The organism is Roseovarius sp. 10 (assembly GCF_033100315.1).
In the GTDB taxonomy this organism is placed as follows: Bacteria; Pseudomonadota; Alphaproteobacteria; order Rhodobacterales; family Rhodobacteraceae; genus M30B80.
Genome location: NZ_JAWLVH010000002.1, coordinates 259,890 through 277,171, shown reverse-complemented (window position 1 = coordinate 277,171; position 17,282 = coordinate 259,890). Strand labels below are relative to the sequence as shown.

General features: G+C 56.8%; 21 protein-coding genes. 13 read left to right on the top strand and 8 right to left on the bottom strand.

The genetic code is table 11. From position 1 onward, the window contains the following. Positions 1–8 precede the first annotated feature (8 nt). From RYZ18_RS08600 to RYZ18_RS08590, 3 genes are read left to right on the top strand one after another with little or no spacing between them, the layout of a single operon-like run. A complete protein-coding gene (locus tag RYZ18_RS08600; protein ID WP_317656218.1) occupies positions 9–581 on the top strand; it encodes a peroxiredoxin in 573 nt (190 codons plus the stop codon). 33 nt (positions 582–614) lie between these two features. Further along, positions 615–1,928 carry a lipoprotein-releasing ABC transporter permease subunit gene (locus tag RYZ18_RS08595; RefSeq protein ID WP_317656217.1) on the top strand — a complete coding sequence of 438 codons (1,314 nt, stop codon included), beginning with the start codon at positions 615–617 and terminating at the stop codon, positions 1,926–1,928. Beyond that, entirely contained in the window at positions 1,921–2,613 is a 693-nt protein-coding gene (locus tag RYZ18_RS08590) for an ABC transporter ATP-binding protein (RefSeq protein WP_317656216.1), read from the top strand. The genes RYZ18_RS08595 and RYZ18_RS08590 overlap by 8 nt, the downstream gene beginning before the upstream one ends. On the opposite strand, the gene RYZ18_RS08585 is transcribed toward RYZ18_RS08590, so the two are convergent. Both RYZ18_RS08585 and RYZ18_RS08580 read right to left on the bottom strand, forming a co-directional pair. Continuing rightward, complete coding sequence (locus RYZ18_RS08585; protein ID WP_317656215.1) at positions 2,610–3,527, bottom strand: alpha/beta fold hydrolase; 918 nt, start codon at positions 3,525–3,527, stop codon at positions 2,610–2,612. The two genes, RYZ18_RS08590 and RYZ18_RS08585, sit on opposite strands and share 4 nt — an antisense overlap. Then, entirely contained in the window at positions 3,524–3,817 is a 294-nt protein-coding gene (locus RYZ18_RS08580; protein ID WP_317656214.1) for an SCP2 sterol-binding domain-containing protein, read from the bottom strand. Before RYZ18_RS08580 ends, RYZ18_RS08585 begins: the two co-directional genes overlap by 4 nt. Before the next feature lie 89 nt (positions 3,818–3,906). On the opposite strand from RYZ18_RS08580, the gene RYZ18_RS08575 reads away from it, so the two are divergent. The 5 genes from RYZ18_RS08575 (at position 3,907) to RYZ18_RS08555 (ending at position 8,946) form a co-directional block, all read left to right on the top strand. Next, positions 3,907–4,506 (top strand): tetratricopeptide repeat protein, encoded by a 600-nt coding sequence (locus tag RYZ18_RS08575; RefSeq protein ID WP_317656213.1) that lies wholly within the window; start codon positions 3,907–3,909, stop codon positions 4,504–4,506. Positions 4,507–4,552: 46 nt separating this feature from the next. Further along, positions 4,553–7,351 (top strand): helicase-related protein, encoded by a 2,799-nt coding sequence (locus RYZ18_RS08570; RefSeq protein WP_317656211.1) that lies wholly within the window; start codon positions 4,553–4,555, stop codon positions 7,349–7,351. After that, on the top strand, positions 7,348–7,722 hold the full coding sequence (locus RYZ18_RS08565; protein WP_317656209.1) for an RNA-binding S4 domain-containing protein: 375 nt from the start codon (positions 7,348–7,350) through the stop codon (positions 7,720–7,722). Before RYZ18_RS08570 ends, RYZ18_RS08565 begins: the two co-directional genes overlap by 4 nt. A gap of 57 nt (positions 7,723–7,779) precedes the next feature. Further along, positions 7,780–8,115: a ferredoxin FdxA gene (gene fdxA, locus RYZ18_RS08560; protein WP_317656208.1), complete on the top strand. Its 336-nt coding sequence runs from the start codon at positions 7,780–7,782 to the stop codon at positions 8,113–8,115. A gap of 318 nt (positions 8,116–8,433) precedes the next feature. Next, positions 8,434–8,946, top strand: a complete 513-nt coding sequence (locus RYZ18_RS08555) for a CarD family transcriptional regulator (RefSeq protein WP_317656207.1) — start codon at positions 8,434–8,436, stop codon at positions 8,944–8,946. Positions 8,947–9,003: 57 nt separating this feature from the next. Here the strand turns inward: RYZ18_RS08555 and RYZ18_RS08550 are convergent, their stop codons facing one another. Continuing rightward, complete coding sequence (locus RYZ18_RS08550; RefSeq protein WP_317656205.1) at positions 9,004–9,768, bottom strand: adenosylcobinamide-GDP ribazoletransferase; 765 nt, start codon at positions 9,766–9,768, stop codon at positions 9,004–9,006. Positions 9,769–9,855: 87 nt separating this feature from the next. On the opposite strand from RYZ18_RS08550, the gene cobT reads away from it, so the two are divergent. After that, positions 9,856–10,866 (top strand): nicotinate-nucleotide--dimethylbenzimidazole phosphoribosyltransferase, encoded by a 1,011-nt coding sequence (gene cobT, locus RYZ18_RS08545; RefSeq protein ID WP_317656204.1) that lies wholly within the window; start codon positions 9,856–9,858, stop codon positions 10,864–10,866. Here the strand turns inward: cobT and RYZ18_RS08540 are convergent. The 4 genes from RYZ18_RS08540 to RYZ18_RS08525 form a co-directional block, all read right to left on the bottom strand. Then, the gene (locus tag RYZ18_RS08540; protein WP_317656203.1) at positions 10,863–12,833 is read right to left on the bottom strand and encodes a cation:proton antiporter; all 1,971 of its coding nucleotides are present in this window, start codon (positions 12,831–12,833) and stop codon (positions 10,863–10,865) included. The two genes, cobT and RYZ18_RS08540, sit on opposite strands and share 4 nt — an antisense overlap. Before the next feature lie 62 nt (positions 12,834–12,895). Then, positions 12,896–13,351, bottom strand: coding sequence for an Lrp/AsnC family transcriptional regulator (locus RYZ18_RS08535; RefSeq protein WP_317656202.1), 456 nt, complete (start codon positions 13,349–13,351; stop codon positions 12,896–12,898). 81 nt (positions 13,352–13,432) lie between these two features. Then, on the bottom strand, positions 13,433–14,131 hold the full coding sequence (locus RYZ18_RS08530) for a DUF1194 domain-containing protein (protein ID WP_317656200.1): 699 nt from the start codon (positions 14,129–14,131) through the stop codon (positions 13,433–13,435). Continuing rightward, positions 14,098–14,526 carry a VOC family protein gene (locus tag RYZ18_RS08525; RefSeq protein ID WP_317656198.1) on the bottom strand — a complete coding sequence of 143 codons (429 nt, stop codon included), beginning with the start codon at positions 14,524–14,526 and terminating at the stop codon, positions 14,098–14,100. Before RYZ18_RS08525 ends, RYZ18_RS08530 begins: the two co-directional genes overlap by 34 nt. Before the next feature lie 161 nt (positions 14,527–14,687). On the opposite strand from RYZ18_RS08525, the gene RYZ18_RS08520 reads away from it, so the two are divergent. The 3 genes from RYZ18_RS08520 (at position 14,688) to RYZ18_RS08510 (ending at position 16,467) form a co-directional block, all read left to right on the top strand. Continuing rightward, a complete protein-coding gene (locus RYZ18_RS08520; protein WP_317656197.1) occupies positions 14,688–15,506 on the top strand; it encodes a thymidylate synthase in 819 nt (272 codons plus the stop codon). A gap of 10 nt (positions 15,507–15,516) precedes the next feature. Next, on the top strand, positions 15,517–15,993 hold the full coding sequence (locus tag RYZ18_RS08515) for a dihydrofolate reductase (protein WP_317656196.1): 477 nt from the start codon (positions 15,517–15,519) through the stop codon (positions 15,991–15,993). Positions 15,994–16,062: 69 nt separating this feature from the next. Beyond that, positions 16,063–16,467 (top strand): DUF2177 family protein, encoded by a 405-nt coding sequence (locus RYZ18_RS08510; protein ID WP_317656195.1) that lies wholly within the window; start codon positions 16,063–16,065, stop codon positions 16,465–16,467. A gap of 50 nt (positions 16,468–16,517) precedes the next feature. Here RYZ18_RS08510 and RYZ18_RS08505 read toward each other — a convergent pair whose 3' ends face one another. Next, on the bottom strand, positions 16,518–16,724 hold the full coding sequence (locus RYZ18_RS08505; RefSeq protein WP_317656193.1) for a cold-shock protein: 207 nt from the start codon (positions 16,722–16,724) through the stop codon (positions 16,518–16,520). A gap of 227 nt (positions 16,725–16,951) precedes the next feature. On the opposite strand from RYZ18_RS08505, the gene RYZ18_RS08500 reads away from it, so the two are divergent. Then, a complete protein-coding gene (locus RYZ18_RS08500; RefSeq protein WP_317656191.1) occupies positions 16,952–17,281 on the top strand; it encodes an arsenate reductase family protein in 330 nt (109 codons plus the stop codon). Position 17,282 lies beyond the last annotated feature (1 nt).

The following is a 17,282-nucleotide window of genomic DNA, read 5'->3' as shown; positions in this document are numbered from 1 at the left end:
GCGCAGCCATGTCTGCATCTGCCAAGCACGGGCTTGAGATTGATTGGTCAACCATCCCTGCGCCTGTTGATGATGGTGCGGCAGATCACTTGCGCGGTATGACCTTGCCTGATGTATCTTTGCCTGCCACCGATGGGGCGGTTGTCTCTCTGGCGGCGCTTCGGGGGCGGAGCGTGGTCTTTGCCTATCCGCGCACGGGACGACCTGATGTCGCGCTGCCAGACGGGTGGAATGACATACCCGGTGCGCGGGGCTGCACCCCCCAATCTTGCGCGTTTCGTGATCTTTACGCAGATTTGCGCGCGCTTGGGGTCGATCATCTTTTTGGCCTTTCAACCCAAGACAGCGCCTATCAGGCTGAGGCGGTTCTGCGTCTGCATCTGCCCTATGCGATGCTATCGGATCAGGGGCTTGCTCTGCGCGATGCGCTGCGGTTGCCCAGTTTTGAGGTTGCGGGGGAGGTGTTGTTGAAACGCCTGACCCTGATCTGTCGCGATGGGGTGATCGAAGATGTGATCTATCCCGTGTTTCCGCCTGACGAAAACGCGAGCCAAGTTGTAGAGCGCCTTAAGAAGCCCTAAATCAGGGCAAGGAAGCTCTGCGAAGGAGTGGTCATGACCACCGCTGCCACCGCCAACCCTGCACCGCGTTCCCCGCGCCCGTTTGCGCGGTTTGAATTTATGATCGCCTTGCGCTACCTGCGCGCCCGCCGTGCTGAGGGGGGCGTGTCCGCGATGACATGGATCAGCTTTCTTGGCATCGCTTTGGCCGTGGCGGCGTTGATTGCGACCCTCTCGGTGCGGGCGGGGTTTCGACATGAATTTGTTGGCACGATTTTGGGCGCGAACCCACATATTTCAGTCTATGGTGCGCCCAATTACAGTGCAACAGGCGCGATGAGCCGTGAGATTTCAGATTACACGGATATTGCTTCGGCAATTGCAACGCTAGATGGCGTGGCCCATGTGGCCCCGGTGGTCACGGGGCAGGTCATGGCCGCCGCTTTTGGCCGAAATGCAGGCGTTGAGGTTGTGGGGATCACAGGCGCAGATTTGCGTAGTCTGCCCCTTGTCGCGGACCCTGAACGCGCATGGGGCAATCTGGATCAATTTGATCAAGGTGTCGCTATCGGCTCGGGCGTGGCGCGGGAATTGGGGGTGGTGGTTGGAGATAAAATCCGCCTGATTTCGCCCGATGGCGCGCGCACCGCTTTTGGCACAAGCCCGCGAATTGTGAATGCTGAAGTGGTCTATATTTTCCAAGTGGGCCGTTTCGATATCGACCGCGTGCGGGTCTATATGCCACTTGACCAAGCGCAGCCCTATTTTAACCGCGAAGGTCTGGTTGATCGCATCGATGTGATGCTGGACGACCCCGAACAAGCAAATGCGGCCGTGACCCGTGTGCTCGGCGCAGCGGGGCCCATGGCCACAGCGTGGACTTGGGAAGACAGTTCTGGCGCCTTTTTGCAAGCGTTGCAAATGGAGGACAATGTGATGTTCATCATCTTGTCGATCCTTGTGATGATTGCCACGCTCAATATTGTTTCGGGCCTTATCATGTTGGTTAAAAACAAGGGGCGCGATATTGGGATTTTGCGAACAGTTGGCCTCACGCAAGGGGCGATTTTGCGCGTCTTCTTCATTTGCGGGGCCTCTGTAGGGGTGGCGGGAACGCTGTGTGGCGTGGCCCTTGGCTCGGCCTTCGCGATTTATATTGACCCCATTTTTGCTGCCGTGAATTGGATGGCAGGGGGCGGGGTCTGGGATCCTTCGGTTCGATATCTGTCGCAATTGCCTGCCCGATTGGAGATGGGCGATATTCTTTCCGCCATGTCCCTGTCGCTTGGGTTGTCATTTTTGGTGACGATTTTCCCTGCGCGCCGTGCGGCGCGAATGAACCCTGTGGAGGCACTGCGTTATGAATGATCAGCCTGTGCTGCGCCTTGAGGGGGTGGAAAAGTCCTATAACCTTGGTCGCCCCAATGAGACGCGTGTTTTGTCGGGTGCGGATCTGCGCATTCATGCAGGCGAGATTGTTGGGCTCATTGCGCCGTCAGGCGCTGGTAAATCCACGCTTTTGCATATCGCGGGCCTGCTTGATACGCCTGACGCGGGGCAGGTTGATCTCTGCGGTCAGGCCATGGCGCGCGCGACTGATGCGGCGCGCAGTGCTGCACGGTGCCGTGATCTGGGGTTTGTGTATCAGTTTCACCATCTCTTGCCTGAATTCAGCGCGCTAGAGAATATCGTGCTGCCACAATTGGCCCTTGGCCATGGTGAGGGGGCCGCACGGGCACGGGCCGCCGCCTTGCTTGATCGTGTTGACCTCTCGCAAAGGGCGCAGCATCGCCCCGCCCAAATGTCTGGAGGTGAGCAGCAGCGCGTGGCAATTTGCCGTGCTTTGGCCAATGCGCCACGGATGCTTTTGGCGGATGAGCCAACGGGCAATCTTGATCCTGATACGGCGGATATGGTGTTTGATATGCTGCTTGATCTCGTGCGCGCCTCTAACATGGCCGCGCTTGTGGCCACCCATAACCACGCCTTGGCTGCGCGCATGGATCGGGTGGTGGTGCTATCCCAAGGGCAGATTGCCCCGCATCGCCCCTAAGGGGCAACGCGCCCCAAAATCTGGGCTATGGCGCGCAAGGCTTGATCGCGCAGGGGATCTGTTTCCATCAACACCTCATGCGCGGCGCCTTCAATTTCAAGAAACTGACCATCAGGCCATGTCGCCATGATCTCTGCAATTCTCTCGCGCGAGACCACGCGCTCATCCGTGCCGACAAAGCCAAGGGTCGGAACACCTTTTGGCGCAGGCAGTGCGGCAAGGGCCTGACACTCGGTCAAGGCATGATAGACCCATGAAATGGATGGCCCCCCAAGGGTCAGCAGCGGGTCTGCCTTAGCTTGTTCCTTCATCCAATCGAGACGCGCCTGATCATGGGTTAGGGGATTGCCTTCAAACACCATCGGCTCATGCGGGCCTTGCGTAGGCGCATAGCGCGCGGCAAGGCCAATCGGCTTAGCGATGACATAGGCAAGCTTTGCCAAGATCCGCAAGACGGGGCTCAGTTGAATGTCCCACATTGGCGCTGAGAACACCGCAGCCGCGGGGCGGAACCCGTTGTGAAGGGCGCGCAGGCCGATAGCGCCCCCCATCGAATGGGCGAACATGACCCATGGCTTGGGCAAATCGCAACGCGCGCAATAGTCAAGAAACGCATCCACATCGCGTTGATATTCAGAAAAATCACCCACATGACCGATTTGTGGATCTTCTAGCAGCCGCGCCGAGAGGCCTTGCCCCCGCCAGTCAAGCGAGGCCATCCCCCATCCTAGCGCGGCAAAAGTTTGGGCCGCATCCGTGTATTTCTCAAGGAATTCGGTGCGCCCCGTGAACAAAAGAATTGTTCCCTTTTGCCCCTTCGGCCAATGGCCCGCCCGTAGGCGTTTGCCGTCTGCGGCGGTGATCCAACGTATATCCTCGGGCCGATCTGCGCCGTAAAACGGGGGAGGTGTCACGCCAGAACCCCACCAAGGCGCATGGCGGCACTCATATCGCCCTCAAGTTTAAGTTTGCCTGACATAAATGCCATGGCGGGGTTTAATCGCCCTGCGAGGATGTCTTGGAACACCTCTGATGATGCACGCATGGTCACATCGGCAGGCTCTGCCTCGTCACTGGGGCGCACGTCTGCGCCTTGGATAATCACGCAGCCCGCCCCCTCGATCACGAATTTTGCCGCGCCATCGTAAGGTTTGACCAGTTTTTTGGCGATTGCATCCACGGCTGCGGCAATCAAATCGGACATTGGAATTTCTCTTTCATAACGCGGCCTCACCGCAAGGATTTTGAAAATCAGGACTGGATGTCGCGTGATTGGCTGCTAACTTCTCACCTATGATGTGGCTATTTCGGATCAGCTTCAACATCCTGATCGCGGTATTTTCAATAAATACGGCCCTCTGCGGTGCTGCCCTCGCACAATCTGCCCCTGCTGCACCCAGTGAGGAAGCTGCATCCGATGCAAGGCTCGCCTCGCTGTTGAGCGAGTTGCAAAGCCCCATTTTGCCCGATTGGGAACGGGTCGAAGCCGAAATCCTAAACCTTTGGTCGCGCTCGGGCTCTCCCGCGATGGATTTATTGCTGCGCCGTGGCAGGCAGGCCATGGCACGGGGGGATTATTCCGCTGCATTGACCCATTTGACGGCCTTGACCGATCATGCGCCTGAATTTGCGGAAGGCTGGAACGCGCGCGCGACCTTATTTTATGAAATGGGCGATTATGGCCCAAGCCTTGATGATATCGCGCGCACTTTGGCCTTGAACCCCAATCATTTTGGGGCGCTCACGGGATTGGGCATGATCATGGAGCAGGTGGAGGCCTATTCCCATGCTTTGGACGCTTTTCGTGCCGCGCGCGCTATACATCCGCATCGCCCCGACCTAGAACAGGCAGTGGAGCGGCTGGAGCGCCAGCTTGAAGGAATCAGCCTCTAGGCAGGAGGCGGGCAGGGCTCTGCCTAAAACGGGCAAGATGGGCGGCATGACGGGCACATTGATGGGCCAAGGGCGGATCGCTGCCGTATTAGGCCCCACCAATACGGGCAAGACCCATTACGCCATCGAGAGGATGTTGGCGCATCGCACTGGCGTGATTGGCCTGCCTTTGCGCCTCTTGGCGCGCGAAGTCTATGATCGCATTGTGGCCATACGCGGCCCTTCCGTGGTCGCGCTGATCACGGGCGAGGAACGCATCATTCCTGATCGCGTGCAATATTGGGTCTGCACAGTCGAGGCGATGCCCACAAATCACGCATGCGATTTTTTGGCTGTGGATGAAATCCAACTTTGTGCTGATCCAGAGCGGGGCCATGTCTTTACCGATCGCTTGCTTCATGCGCGGGGCCTGCATGAGACGTTGTTTCTGGGCGCAGATACGATGCGGGGCGCAATCGCGGCGCTTGTGCCGAAGGCGCAATTCCTGAGCCGAGAACGCTTTTCGGAACTGACTTATACTGGTTCAAAGAAACTGTCGCGCATGTCGCCGCGCTCGGCCATTGTCGGGTTTTCGGTTGAAAACGTCTATGCCATTGCCGAGCTTTTGCGCCGCCAAAAGGGCGGTGCTGCGGTTGTGATGGGTGCGCTTAGCCCGCGCACGCGCAATGCACAGGTCGATTTGTATCAAAACGGCGATGTTGAATTTCTGGTGGCTACGGATGCCATTGGCATGGGGCTTAATCTGGATATCAAGCACGTGGCCTTTTCGGGTCTGCGCAAATTTGATGGCCGCAAGATGCGCGATTTGGCGCCGAATGAATTGGGTCAGATCGCGGGCCGCGCGGGCCGTCATACTTTGCCAGGCACATTTGGCGTCACGGGCGAGGCAAGCCCATTAGATGATGAAGTGGCTAAAGCCATCACCGAGCATCGTTTTGCCCCCATCCGCAAATTGCAATGGCGCAACAGTCGCCTGTCATTTGGATCAATTTCGCGTCTTTTGATGTCTTTAGAGGCGCAAACCGACAATGAATGGCTGACGCGGGCGCGTGCAGCAGATGATGTCATCGCGCTGCGGACGCTTTCGGAACGGGCCGATGTGACCCATCGGATCAGAGATGCCCAAGATGTGCGGCTTTTGTGGGATGTATGCTGTATCCCTGATTTTCGGGGGATTAGCCCCGCTGAGCATAGCAGCCTCTTGGCGGGTATCTTTCAATATTTGCATGAATTGGGCCGCGTGCCTGATGATTGGCTTGCGCGGCAGGTAAAGCGGATTGATCGGCAAGATGGCGACATTGACACATTATCGAAACGCTTGGCTTATATCCGCACATGGACATTTGTCGCACAACGTGCTGCTTGGGTGGATGATGTCGCGTATTGGCGCGAGGAAACCCGTGCGGTAGAAGACCGCTTGTCAGATGCGCTCCATGAGCGACTGACCCAAAGATTTGTCGATCGGCGCACATCGGTTTTGATGCGGCGATTGAAACAGAAGGAGAGCCTTGTGGCCGAAGTGAATGAAAACGGGGAAGTCACCGTAGAGGGCCAATTCATTGGTCGTTTGGACGGGTTCCGCTTCCGCCAAGATAGTGCCGCCACCCCTGATGAGGCGAAAACTTTGCGCCAAGCCGCCGTGGCTGCCCTCAAGCCCGAGCTGCATCTGCGCGCAGATCGTCTATATAATGCGCCCGACACAGAATTTGACTTCACCGAGCAAGGTGGGCTGATGTGGGGCCAATCAGCAGTTGGCAAACTCACCCTTGGCAGTGACGCAACACGCCCCGTGGCTGAGGCCTTTGTGGACGAGGATGCTGGCCCTGAGGTTATCCAGAAAGTGCAGCGGCGCTTGCAGCATTTTATTGATCGCAAAATTGCGGCCCTGTTTGAGCCTATGTTGGCGATGCAAAAAGATGAGGGCATCACGGGGCTTGCGCGCGGTTTTGCCTTCCGCCTGTCTGAGGCCATGGGCATCTTGCCACGCAGCGATGTCGCAGAAGATGTCAAAGCCCTTGATCAAGAGGCACGCGCGCTCTTGCGCAAACATGGGGTGCGCTTTGGTCAGTTCACCGTGTTCATGCCTGCCTTGCTAAAACCCGCACCGACACGGTTGCGCTTGGTTCTATGGGCGTTGGCGGGCAAGTTGGATCAATTCCCCGAAAGCCCCCCTCCGGGGCTCGTGACAATTCCCAATGACGCAGAAGCGCCAGAGGGGTATTTCACAATGTCAGGTTACCGTCCCGCTGGTACGCGTGCGATCCGTATTGATATGCTTGAACGTCTCGCTGACATGCTGCGCAAGGAAGACAGCCGCGCAGGGTTCGAGGGCAATGCAGATATGCTGTCCATCACAGGCCTCACGCTGGAGCAATTCGCGGATTTGATGACAGGTCTTGGCTATCGCGCTGAGAGGGGCGAACGGGTGAAGGTTAAGGCGGTGGTTGATGCCCCCGCCGAGATCGCAGCGCCTGATGCCGCCACGGATGCGGAACCCGCCGAAACTACGCCTGAGCCAACCGCCGAAGTGCCACAGGTGGCAGATGCTGCTGCACCCGATGCCCCAGAGGATGCGCCAGAGATGGAAGTTTTCTATAACTTCAAATGGGCGCCACCACGGCGGGATCGTAAACCAAACCCGCGCCGCGAAGGTGCGGGTGAGACGGATGGATCAGGACGGCCTCCGCGCAAAGGTGGCAAGCCGCAGCGCGGGCCCAAAGGAAAGGGTCAGGGCGGCAAGCCTGAGGCCGCGCGCAGTTTCAGCGCCAAGCCTGAGAAAAAAGATCGCATTGATCCCGATAACCCATTTGCGCAGGCCTTGATGGGTCTGAAGGAGAAAGGTTGACCCAACCCCGCCCGACCTTGCGGATTGATAAATGGCTGTGGCATGCGCGGTTCTTCAAAACCCGCAGCCTCGCCACCCGTATTGTTGAGGAGGGGGCGGTGCGGGTGAACAGCGCGCGGGTTACCAAACCCGCAACTGCCATCGGCGCGGGGGATGTTCTGACCTTCGCGCAAGGCCAGACGGTGCGCGTGGTGCGGGTTATATCCTTACCCGTCCGCCGCGGCCCCGCTTCGGAGGCGCAGGCCTGTTATGCCGATTTGAGCGAGATCAAAGAAACTGTTCCAGAAAAGCCCCAGATGGAGGGACATGGACGCCCCTCAAAACGCGAAAGGCGACAGGCTATTTCTTTGCGCCAAGGGGTGCTTGAATGATGGGCGGCAGGGCAGTAAACCCATGCCGCATGATCTTTTGAAAAGAGTGATGACCCTATGACCTATGTCGTGACCGACAATTGCATTGCCTGCAAATATACAGACTGCGTTGAGGTATGCCCCGTGGATTGCTTCTACGAGGGCGAGAATATGTTGGTCATCCATCCAGACGAATGTATCGATTGCGGCGTCTGCGAGCCTGAATGCCCTGCCGATGCGATCCGGCCCGATACTGAGCCAGATATGGAGCAGTGGGTTGAGTTTAACCGCAAATGGTCAGAAGCATGGCCTGTGATCATCACCAAGAAAGACCCACTGCCCGAGGCAGAGGAGATGGATGGCAAGCCTGGCAAAATGGATCTCTTTTCCGAAAAGCCCGGTGAAGGTGGCTAAATAGCAAACAAGGGCGCGGCGATTCTGGCACCGATTCGCCTGTGTTCTATTTGTGCTGGCCTTTATTTGTGCGCAAATTTATCTGAAAAAATAGGGATATGGGCGCAGGTCTGCTGCGCCAACTTTGAATCAGCGTAATTTTGTGTTACATTGCTGTTGCAAACTTTTTTGGAATCACTGCCCAAACCAACATATTCACGGGCTTAGGCCATCGCCTCACATTCCGTAACAATCGCCAATGTAGAAAAGCAGCTCTTTTCTGCATGCGGTTTTTTCGGCTGATTGCCGTGGGTGGCCCGTGCAAAGGAAACACTGCTTATGAGCAAGTCGCGTAAATCGCAAGAATTCAGCCCCAATGATTATGTGGTCTATCCCGCCCATGGTGTGGGTCAGATCATCTCGATTGAAGAGCAAGAGATTGCTGGCATCAATCTGGAGCTGTTCGTGATCTCGTTTGAAAAAGACAAAATGACCCTGCGGGTGCCAACCGCAAAGGCCACTGAGGTCGGGATGCGCTCGCTGTCGAGCCCCGATGTCGTGTCCAAGGCGCTAGATACGCTGAAGGGTAAGGCGCGGGTGAAGCGGGCCATGTGGTCGCGCCGTGCGCAAGAATATGAGCAAAAGATCAATTCTGGCGATTTGATCGCAATTGCCGAAGTGGTGCGCGATTTGCATCGTGCGGATGACCAGCGCGAGCAAAGCTATTCTGAGCGTCAGCTGTATGAAGCAGCGCTCGAGCGTTTGACCCGCGAGTTGGCCGCCGTGCAAGGCATGGATGAGCGCGGCGCGCAGCAGCGCGTGGATGAGGTTTTGACCGCCCGCGCGGCCTAAGCCATTTCTTGAAACATTCGATGCGCCGCGTGAAGGGATCTTCGCGCGGCGTTTTCGTTATAAGACAGATGCAATTGCCGCTAAGGCAACAATTTCGGTGATCTGTTGGCTTGCCCCCAACACATCCCCCGTTTGCCCGCCGATTTTGGCCTTAGCCAACAAACCAAGGCTTAATGCCGCCAAGGCCGCAACGCCAATCACCAAGAGGCCCGAAAGCGGCCCGATCAGGCCCAATGTTATCAGACAGGCAAGAATAGCTGCGCCGCCCGTGGTGACGTTAGACGGGGTTCCCACGCTGCGCGACAGTCCCGCGGCGCGGGGGTTGGGCAAAAAGCGCATCAGCACGACCATGGGCGCGCGGCTCAATGCGGCGATGGCAATCAGGGCAAGGGGGGCTTGCGGTAAAACCGTGATGATTAGGCTTGCGCGAAGCAGCAGCGATAAGGTCAGGGCAATGACGCCGTATACGCCCACATGACTGTCTTTCATGATGGTCAGGCGATCTTCCACACTCCATCCGCCCCAAAACCCATCAGCCACATCCGAGAGACCGTCCTCATGCATCGCGCCTGTGCTGAGGATAAGGGCGGCAAGCGCGATTATACCCGCAACGCTAAGCGGCAGGCCCAGCCCCAAAGCCGCACCGCCAAGCCCCATCCCAATCGCGCCGATAGCCGCGCCCACAAGCGGATAGGCCCATGCGGCCTCTGCGCCGCGCGTGTAATCGGGTTTGAAGGGCAGGGAAAGGCGGCTCAAAAGCGCAAAGGCAACGGCGATATCGCCTAGTTTTGGTCGGTTTCCATGCAGAAAGTTATGGGTCATTCTTGCGATGTTCCTGTTGTCCCCGCCATTGTCTATCGGATAGGGGGGGCAGCACGCAATCCTTTGATCTAGTGGACAAAGCTCGTCATGCAATTTGAGACCCTTTCCGACATTCACGCGGCCCTTGCCGCAGCCCCCAAACCTGACGCAACCGCGTTGGAGGCTGCCGAGCTGCGCAACGGCCAATTGACCAAGCCGCCTGCTGCTTTGGGGCGGCTTGAGGAGGTGGCAATCTGGTATTGCGGGTGGCGCGGCAATGCGCGCGCGCAAATTGACGCCCCACAGGTCATTGTCTTTGCAGGGAATCACGGGATCACAGCTCAGGGTGTCAGTGCCTTTCCCCCTGAGGTCACAGTGCAAATGGTTGCTAATTTCGAGGCAGGCGGGGCAGCGATCAATCAACTGTCCAAACTTGCTGGTGCGAAGATGGATGTTCATGCGCTTGATCTGGAACAGCCAACCGCAGATTTCACGGAAGGCCCTGCAATGGATGAGGCCGCGTTTTTGGCTGCGTTCTCAACAGGCTGGGGGGCTGTTGATCCAACTTCTGATCTTTTGGTGGTAGGAGAAATGGGGATCGGCAACACCACCGCGGCTGCGGCGATGGCCTGTGCGCTGTTTGGTGGCACGGGGGGCGATTGGGTTGGTCGCGGCACGGGTGTGGATGATGCGGGCCTTGCGCGCAAGGCGGATGTGGTGGCGCGGGGGATTGCCGCGAACCCTGGGGCGCGGAGCGATCCATTGACGGCTTTGCGATGCTTGGGCGGGCGCGAGATTGTTGCCATGGCGGGCGCGATTGCTGCGGCGCGCGCAAACTGCATCCCTGTTATCCTTGATGGATTTATCTGCACTGCGGCGGCCGCCTGTTTGGAGCAGGCCCAAAAGGGTGCATTGGATCATTGTGTGGCAGGCCATCTTTCGGCTGAGGGGGGGCATCGCAAATTGCTGGACGCGATTGGCAAACAGCCTTTACTGAACCTTGGATTGCGTCTTGGTGAAGGCAGCGGGGCCGCCTTGGCCATTCAAATTCTTAAAGGGGCGCTTGCCTGCCACTCAGGCATGGCAAGCTTTGCTGAAGCTGGCGTCAGCGCGGGTTAAGAGGCATCCCGCGCACCGCCACGTGACAGCTTGCCCGAAAGTGCGCTGGCATCACCGCGCGCGCGGCGGCGATCTGTCGGGCCTTCCCCCATGGCGTTCTCACGCGTGGCTTCGTCTAATGCGCTGAGCAGCGCCGCCTCAAGGTTCGCGTTCAATTCGCGCGCGCGTTCCATATAGGCGGGGTTCTCGGCAATCGGCACGCCTGGTTTCCACAGTTCCGCCAAATCGCGCAGATTTTGGCGGTCATGGCGGTAAAAGGCCACCTCCATTTCATGGGCCTCGTAATCAGACAGGCCCATATCCTCAAGCACATAGCGCGCGGCCCGCAGTGAGCTGTCGAACATCTCGCGCACGATATGATCTGCACCTGCCTTATAAAGCTCGTAGACGTGCAGCCGATCATGCGCCCGTGCGGTGATATGGAGATCTGGCCTGATGCGGCGCGCATAGGTGACAAGACGCACCGCGCTTTCCTTGTTGTCGACCGCAACGACAAGAACCTTGGCCTCTTCTAACCCTGCCGCGGTCAAAAGTTCGGGGCGGGTCGGGTCACCGAAAAACGCCTTAAAGCCAAAGCCGCGCATCAGCTGGATGACCGATAAATCGGCATCGAGCACCACCGTCTTAAACCCTGCACCTTGGACAACACGATTGACCACCTGCCCAAACCGCCCCACGCCTGCGATGATGATGGGCGCGGTTTCCCCGATTTCATCGGCCTCTGGGGCGGTGCCTGTATCGGCCAAACGATGGGCAAGCCGATCATAGAGGATGAAGGCCAAAGGTGTCAGGAGCATGGACAGCGCCACAACCAACAATAGCATTTGGCCGGTCGCATCGGTCATCACCGATTGCTGCACTGAGAATGAGATCAAAACAAAGCCAAACTCGCCCGCTTGTGCAAGGCCCAGCGTAAAGAGAGACAGGTCTTTTTTCCGCATTCCAAAGGCAAAGCCGATAGCCTGAAGGATCACGCCTTTGAGGGCCATCATTCCCAAGGTCAGACCCAAGATTGTCAGGGGCGCTGAAAATAGCGTTCCGAAATTTATACCTGCGCCCACTGTGATAAAGAATAGCCCCAAGAGCAGGCCTTTGAATGGGGCGATATCGGCCTCTAATTCATGGCGAAATTCGGAATTGGCGAGGACAACGCCCGCAATAAACGCCCCAAGCGCGGGCGAAAGACCCACCAAGATCATCAGGGCTGCGATTCCAACAACGATCACGAGGGCCACCGCGGTATAGACCTCGCGCAAACGCGCCATGTGGATAAAGCGGAACAGGGGGCGGGATAGGAAATGCCCCGCAAGGATCACAAGCGCGATGGCGGCAATTGTGACCAGCGTCACCCCCCATCCCGGCAGTCCTTCGACCAGTGAGAAGGAATGGGCCCCATGATCCGCCGTATCGGTGGCGCGTTGGATCGAGCCGTCTTGCGCAAAACTTAAACTGCCCGACACGGCCAAAAGGGGAAGGAACGCCAACATCGGAATGACGGCAATATCTTGGGTCATAAGCACAGAAAACGCGCCGCGGCCGCCGTTGGTTTTCATCAATCCCTTTTCGCTGAGCGTCTGTAGCACAATCGCGGTCGAAGACAGGGCCAAGATCATCCCTGTTGCCAAGGCCAATTGCCATTGCAAGCCAAAGAGCAGCGCGACCCCTGCAAGCGCGAAGGTTGTCAAAACAACCTGCGCCCCGCCCAAACCAATCAAGCGTTGCCGCATATCCCAAAGATTGCGCGGCTCTAGCTCTAAACCGATCAGAAACAGCATCAGCACCACGCCAAATTCGGCGTAATGTTGAAGGTCATCTGTGTCCGAGCCGATATACCCAATCAATGGGCCAATCGCGATGCCAGCAAGCAAATACCCCAAGACCGATCCCAGACCAAACCGCACAGTCAGGGGCACAGCGATCACCATCGCAGAAAGATAGATTGTCGCCTGTAAAAGCAGGCTTTCCATCGGCCTGTCCTTTGCGTGGGGGAGGTTGCGTTCGTCTTGAGTGCAACTTTGACACGAGTGGATCAGAGCGGCAAGGCACTGTCTGGCTTGATTTGCGCCATCACGATCTCGGTGTGCAATTTCTCGACCATCGGATGGGGTAAGATGATGGTATCAATAAGCTCGCGTAGCGCGTCTAGATCGCTGCACCAAACGCGCAGGATTGTGTTTGCAGAGCCTGTGACATCAAAGGCTGAAACGATTTCAGGGGTGCTGTGCAGCAATCGCTTGAAATCATCCATCAAGGCAGGATCATGGGCGCTGCGGGTGAGTGTCAAAAACGCCTGCACGGAGAGGCCGCAGGCCTCTGGTGCAATATCTATGCTGACCGCGCGCAGCACGCCTGTTTGTTCTAGCTTTTGTCGCCGCCGCCCTGCTTGAGAGGTCGAAAGACCAAGATGGCGCCCCATCTCCTGCGCCGTCATTGCGCCATTTTGTTGCAAGGCACGCAATAAGCGGCGGTCAGTTCGATCAAGCATGCGCAAATCACCCAAAATATACTCAAAACTTGCATATAATTTGCATGTTTTTTGGGGCTTTCCAAGTCTTTTGCGCGCGGATTAAAGGCCGCCCAACATCATGGGGCGCAATTCGCGTTCGAGTTTGCGCAACATGGCGGCTTCAAAATCTTGGTAATCGCGCGCCTGTTCGATAAAGGCACCCGGCCCGCGCAGGATTTCGCGTTGGTAATATTCGACAATATCAACCGCCGCGCCCCCAATCGCCAACCCGTTCACAGTAACACCGTCAAAGGGGAAATGGGCAAAAGCATGGCTTGGTTGAAATCCCTCGTTATTTTCACCATCCCCAGAGATGTCGAGCGTATAAAAATCACAGGCAGGTGCGGCGGCTAATTGCGTGGCTCCAAAGCCAAGCGCGTATCCAAGTGCGGTTGGAAATTCATCATCCCCGCGCGGCGCGGCCACAATTTCGGCAGCAACAGCGGTGAGGGTTGTCGGGGTGTCGAGGATCGTCCAGTCAACCAAAACCTGCTGTTGCCTCCTCCCTGACCACTCATACACGAAGATGGCCACAGGTGCCGCGCTTTCAAAGAGTGCGGTCATGACAACTGGGCTTGTCAACGCATTGGCAAGGCCCGCGCGCATCAGGCTGTGTTCATCACTGTCAACCGATGCCGATGCATCCAACCCAAGGGCCAAGGCCAAGCGGCAAGCTGTTGCCGATTGGGGCAGCAGCAAAGCCACCCCAATTATGAGGGCGGCCCTTACCAATGACCGATATTTGGCATCGAAGCCCATGGTTCAGCGGGCTCTTGTGCCGCCCCTTTTTGAAGCAATTCCACCGAGATATTATCGGGTGAGCGCACAAAGGCCATACGACCATCGCGCGGGGGACGATTGATTGTCACGCCATGATCCATCAAGTGCTGACACATCGCGTAGATATCATCCACCTCATAGGCGAGATGCCCGAAATGGCGGCTATCTGATGGCAGCCCATCATCGCCATCCCAGTTATAGGTCAGTTCAACGGGACATTCTTCTTGGCCTTCAGGGGCCATGAAGATCAGGCTGAAGCGCCCGCTTTCATAATCAGAGCGCCGCGTCTCCTTTAGGCCTAAAAGCGCAAAGAATTTTTGGGTTGCTTCAAGGTCTTTGACGCGCACCATTGTATGAAGATATCGGATTGCCACGGCTGTCTCCCTCGTGAAAATTCGCGTTGCTTCAAGCTTAGCGTGAAATTTGCAGAATTACAGGGGGCTGGGGCAAGAAATGCCCTACCCGATATTGCGGTTTGCGCTAAAATCGTTTCAATATATAGCGTAACGATGGCCCAACCTGTGGATGTGTGGCGATGCAGCAATATCATGACCAATTGGCGCTGATCCTTGAAAAGGGCGTGGATACAACCGACCGCACAGGCACGGGCACGCGCAGCTATTTCGGCCTGCAAGCGCGCTATGATTTGAGCGAGACTTTCCCGCTCATCACAACCAAAAAGCTGCATCTGAAATCCATCATCCACGAGTTGTTATGGTTCCTCGCGGGCGACACGAATATCGGCTATCTCAAAGAAAATGGTGTGTCTATTTGGGATGAATGGGCCGATGAGAAGGGCGATCTTGGCCCTGTATACGGCCACCAATGGCGACATTTCCCAAAGGTTGCGCGTGGCGCAGATGGCGCCGTGTCGATTGGATCGGTTGATCAGATTTCGAATTTGGTTGAGATGATCAAACGCACGCCTGACAGCCGCCGCCTGATTGTGTCTGCTTGGAACCCTGGCGAGGTGGATCAAATGGCCCTGCCGCCCTGCCATACGCTGTGGCAGGTGAAAATCTTGAACGGGCGGCTGAGCCTGCAGCTTTATCAGCGTTCGGCAGATATGTTTTTAGGGGTTCCGTTTAACATTGCCTCTTATGCCTTGCTTGCGGTGATGCTGGCCCATGTCACGGGCTATAAGCCTGGTGAATTTGTGCATTCCATTGGGGATGGTCACATCTATTCGAACCATATGGATCAGGTGAAAGAACAGCTGTCGCGCGACAGCCGCCCTGCGCCGACCTTGCGGCTTGCACGCGATGTCGGGTCGATTTTCGATTTCCGCTACGATGATTTCATCATCGAAGGGTATGATCCCCATCCCGCCATCAAAGCGCCTGTGGCGGTTTAGGGAGGCGGTCATGATTTCACTTGTGGTAGCGCGGGCGCAGAACGGCGCGATTGGTAAAGGCAACACAATCCCGTGGCATGCGCCCGAAGATTTGGCCTTTTTCCAACGTGAAACACTGGGCGGGGCGGTGATTATGGGCCGCAACACATGGGAGAGCCTACCGTTTAAGCCGCTGAAAAATCGCCTCAATATCGTGGTCAGCCGTGATAAAACGCTGCACGATACGGTTGTCGCTTCTGTGGATGCAGCGATTGAGTTGGCCCGAAGCGCAGGGTATCCGCGGATTTACGGGATTGGCGGCGCACAGATTTATGCGCAAATGCTGCCGATGGCAGACAGGCTTTTGGTCACCGAGGTTGATTTGGTGATTGAGGCGGCAGATGCCTACTTCCCTGAGATCAACGAAGGTGATTGGCGCGAGGCGTGGCGGCATTCCTTGCGCGAGGATGGCCCCGCGTGCGTGGTGCGGGAATTGGTGCGGGCCTAAGGTTTTGCCTTATGCAAAAGCACCGCTAACTAATGCCATGCGGGACGTAGCGCGAAAAGGCGGCACTTGATGACCCTCTTAATCCTCTTTGTGGCGACATCTTTGATCTTCCTCATCGCCGATGCGGTGATGTTGAACACAGTGTTACAGCCTGTCTTTGCGCGGCATATTGGCGATTTGCTTTATGAAGGTGGGTTTCGCCTGTTGCCTGCAATCTTGTTTTATCTGACCTATATGGGGGGCATTCTTTACTTTGCCTCCACCCCCGCGATGCGCGCAGATACGCCAAGCCTGGCCCTGATCAATGGCGCAATTTTGGGGTTTGTGGCCTATGGCACCTATGAGTTCACGTCATGGGCGGTAATGCGTGACTGGCACCCGCAAATGGTGGTGATGGATGTGATTTGGGGCGCCACGCTGACAGGGGTTGCCGCATGGGGTGGGGTCATGATCGCGCGCGCCATCACGGCCTAGGGGCCATGCGCGCAAAGCGGTGTGGCTGCCTTGCGCGCGGGGTTTTGACGTCAGAGAATTTTCAGATCGACCGCAGAGGCCCGACCATCGCGGCCTTCACGAAGCTCAAAGCTGATTTTCGTGTTATCGGCTAATTCTTTCATCCCCGCTTGTTCAACTGCAGAGATATGCACGAACACATCTTTGCCGCCGCCATCAGGCGCGATAAACCCGTAACCTTTGGTGGTGTTGAACCATTTCACAGTGCCAGTGGGCATTTTCGTATCTTTCCTGTCTCAAGTCTCGATCCCACAAGCGTGTCTGCGCGTGGGGTGCAGCCAGGGCCGATGACCATACCTTTGCTGCCGTCTCAAAAGCAGTTCAACAGGTGACCTAGAGGCACGCCAAGAGAGTGCCTTGGTTTTGCTAAAAATCAAGAAAAACTCTCTGGAACCCAGCGCCTGCGGCCCTATGCTGTGGTTTATGGAATAAAAAAGAGGCACAGATGCAGATTATTGGGCTGAAAAATTGTGACACATGCCGCAAGGCGGTGAAGGAATTGACCGCTGCAGGTCATAGCGCCGTGTTGCGTGATCTGCGCGAAACCCCGTTGAGCGATGCTGAGATTTCGCAGTTTTTGGCAGAATTTGGGGCGGATGCCCTCATTAATCGCAAATCCACCACGTGGCGTGGTTTGGATGAGAACACGCGCGCTACTGACCCAAAGGCGCTATTGGCGACCCATGCCGCGCTGATGAAACGCCCCGTCATCCTTGCGGATAACGGGGCGCTCTATCTGGGATGGGGCGCGGATGTAAAAGCCGCGCTTTTATAAA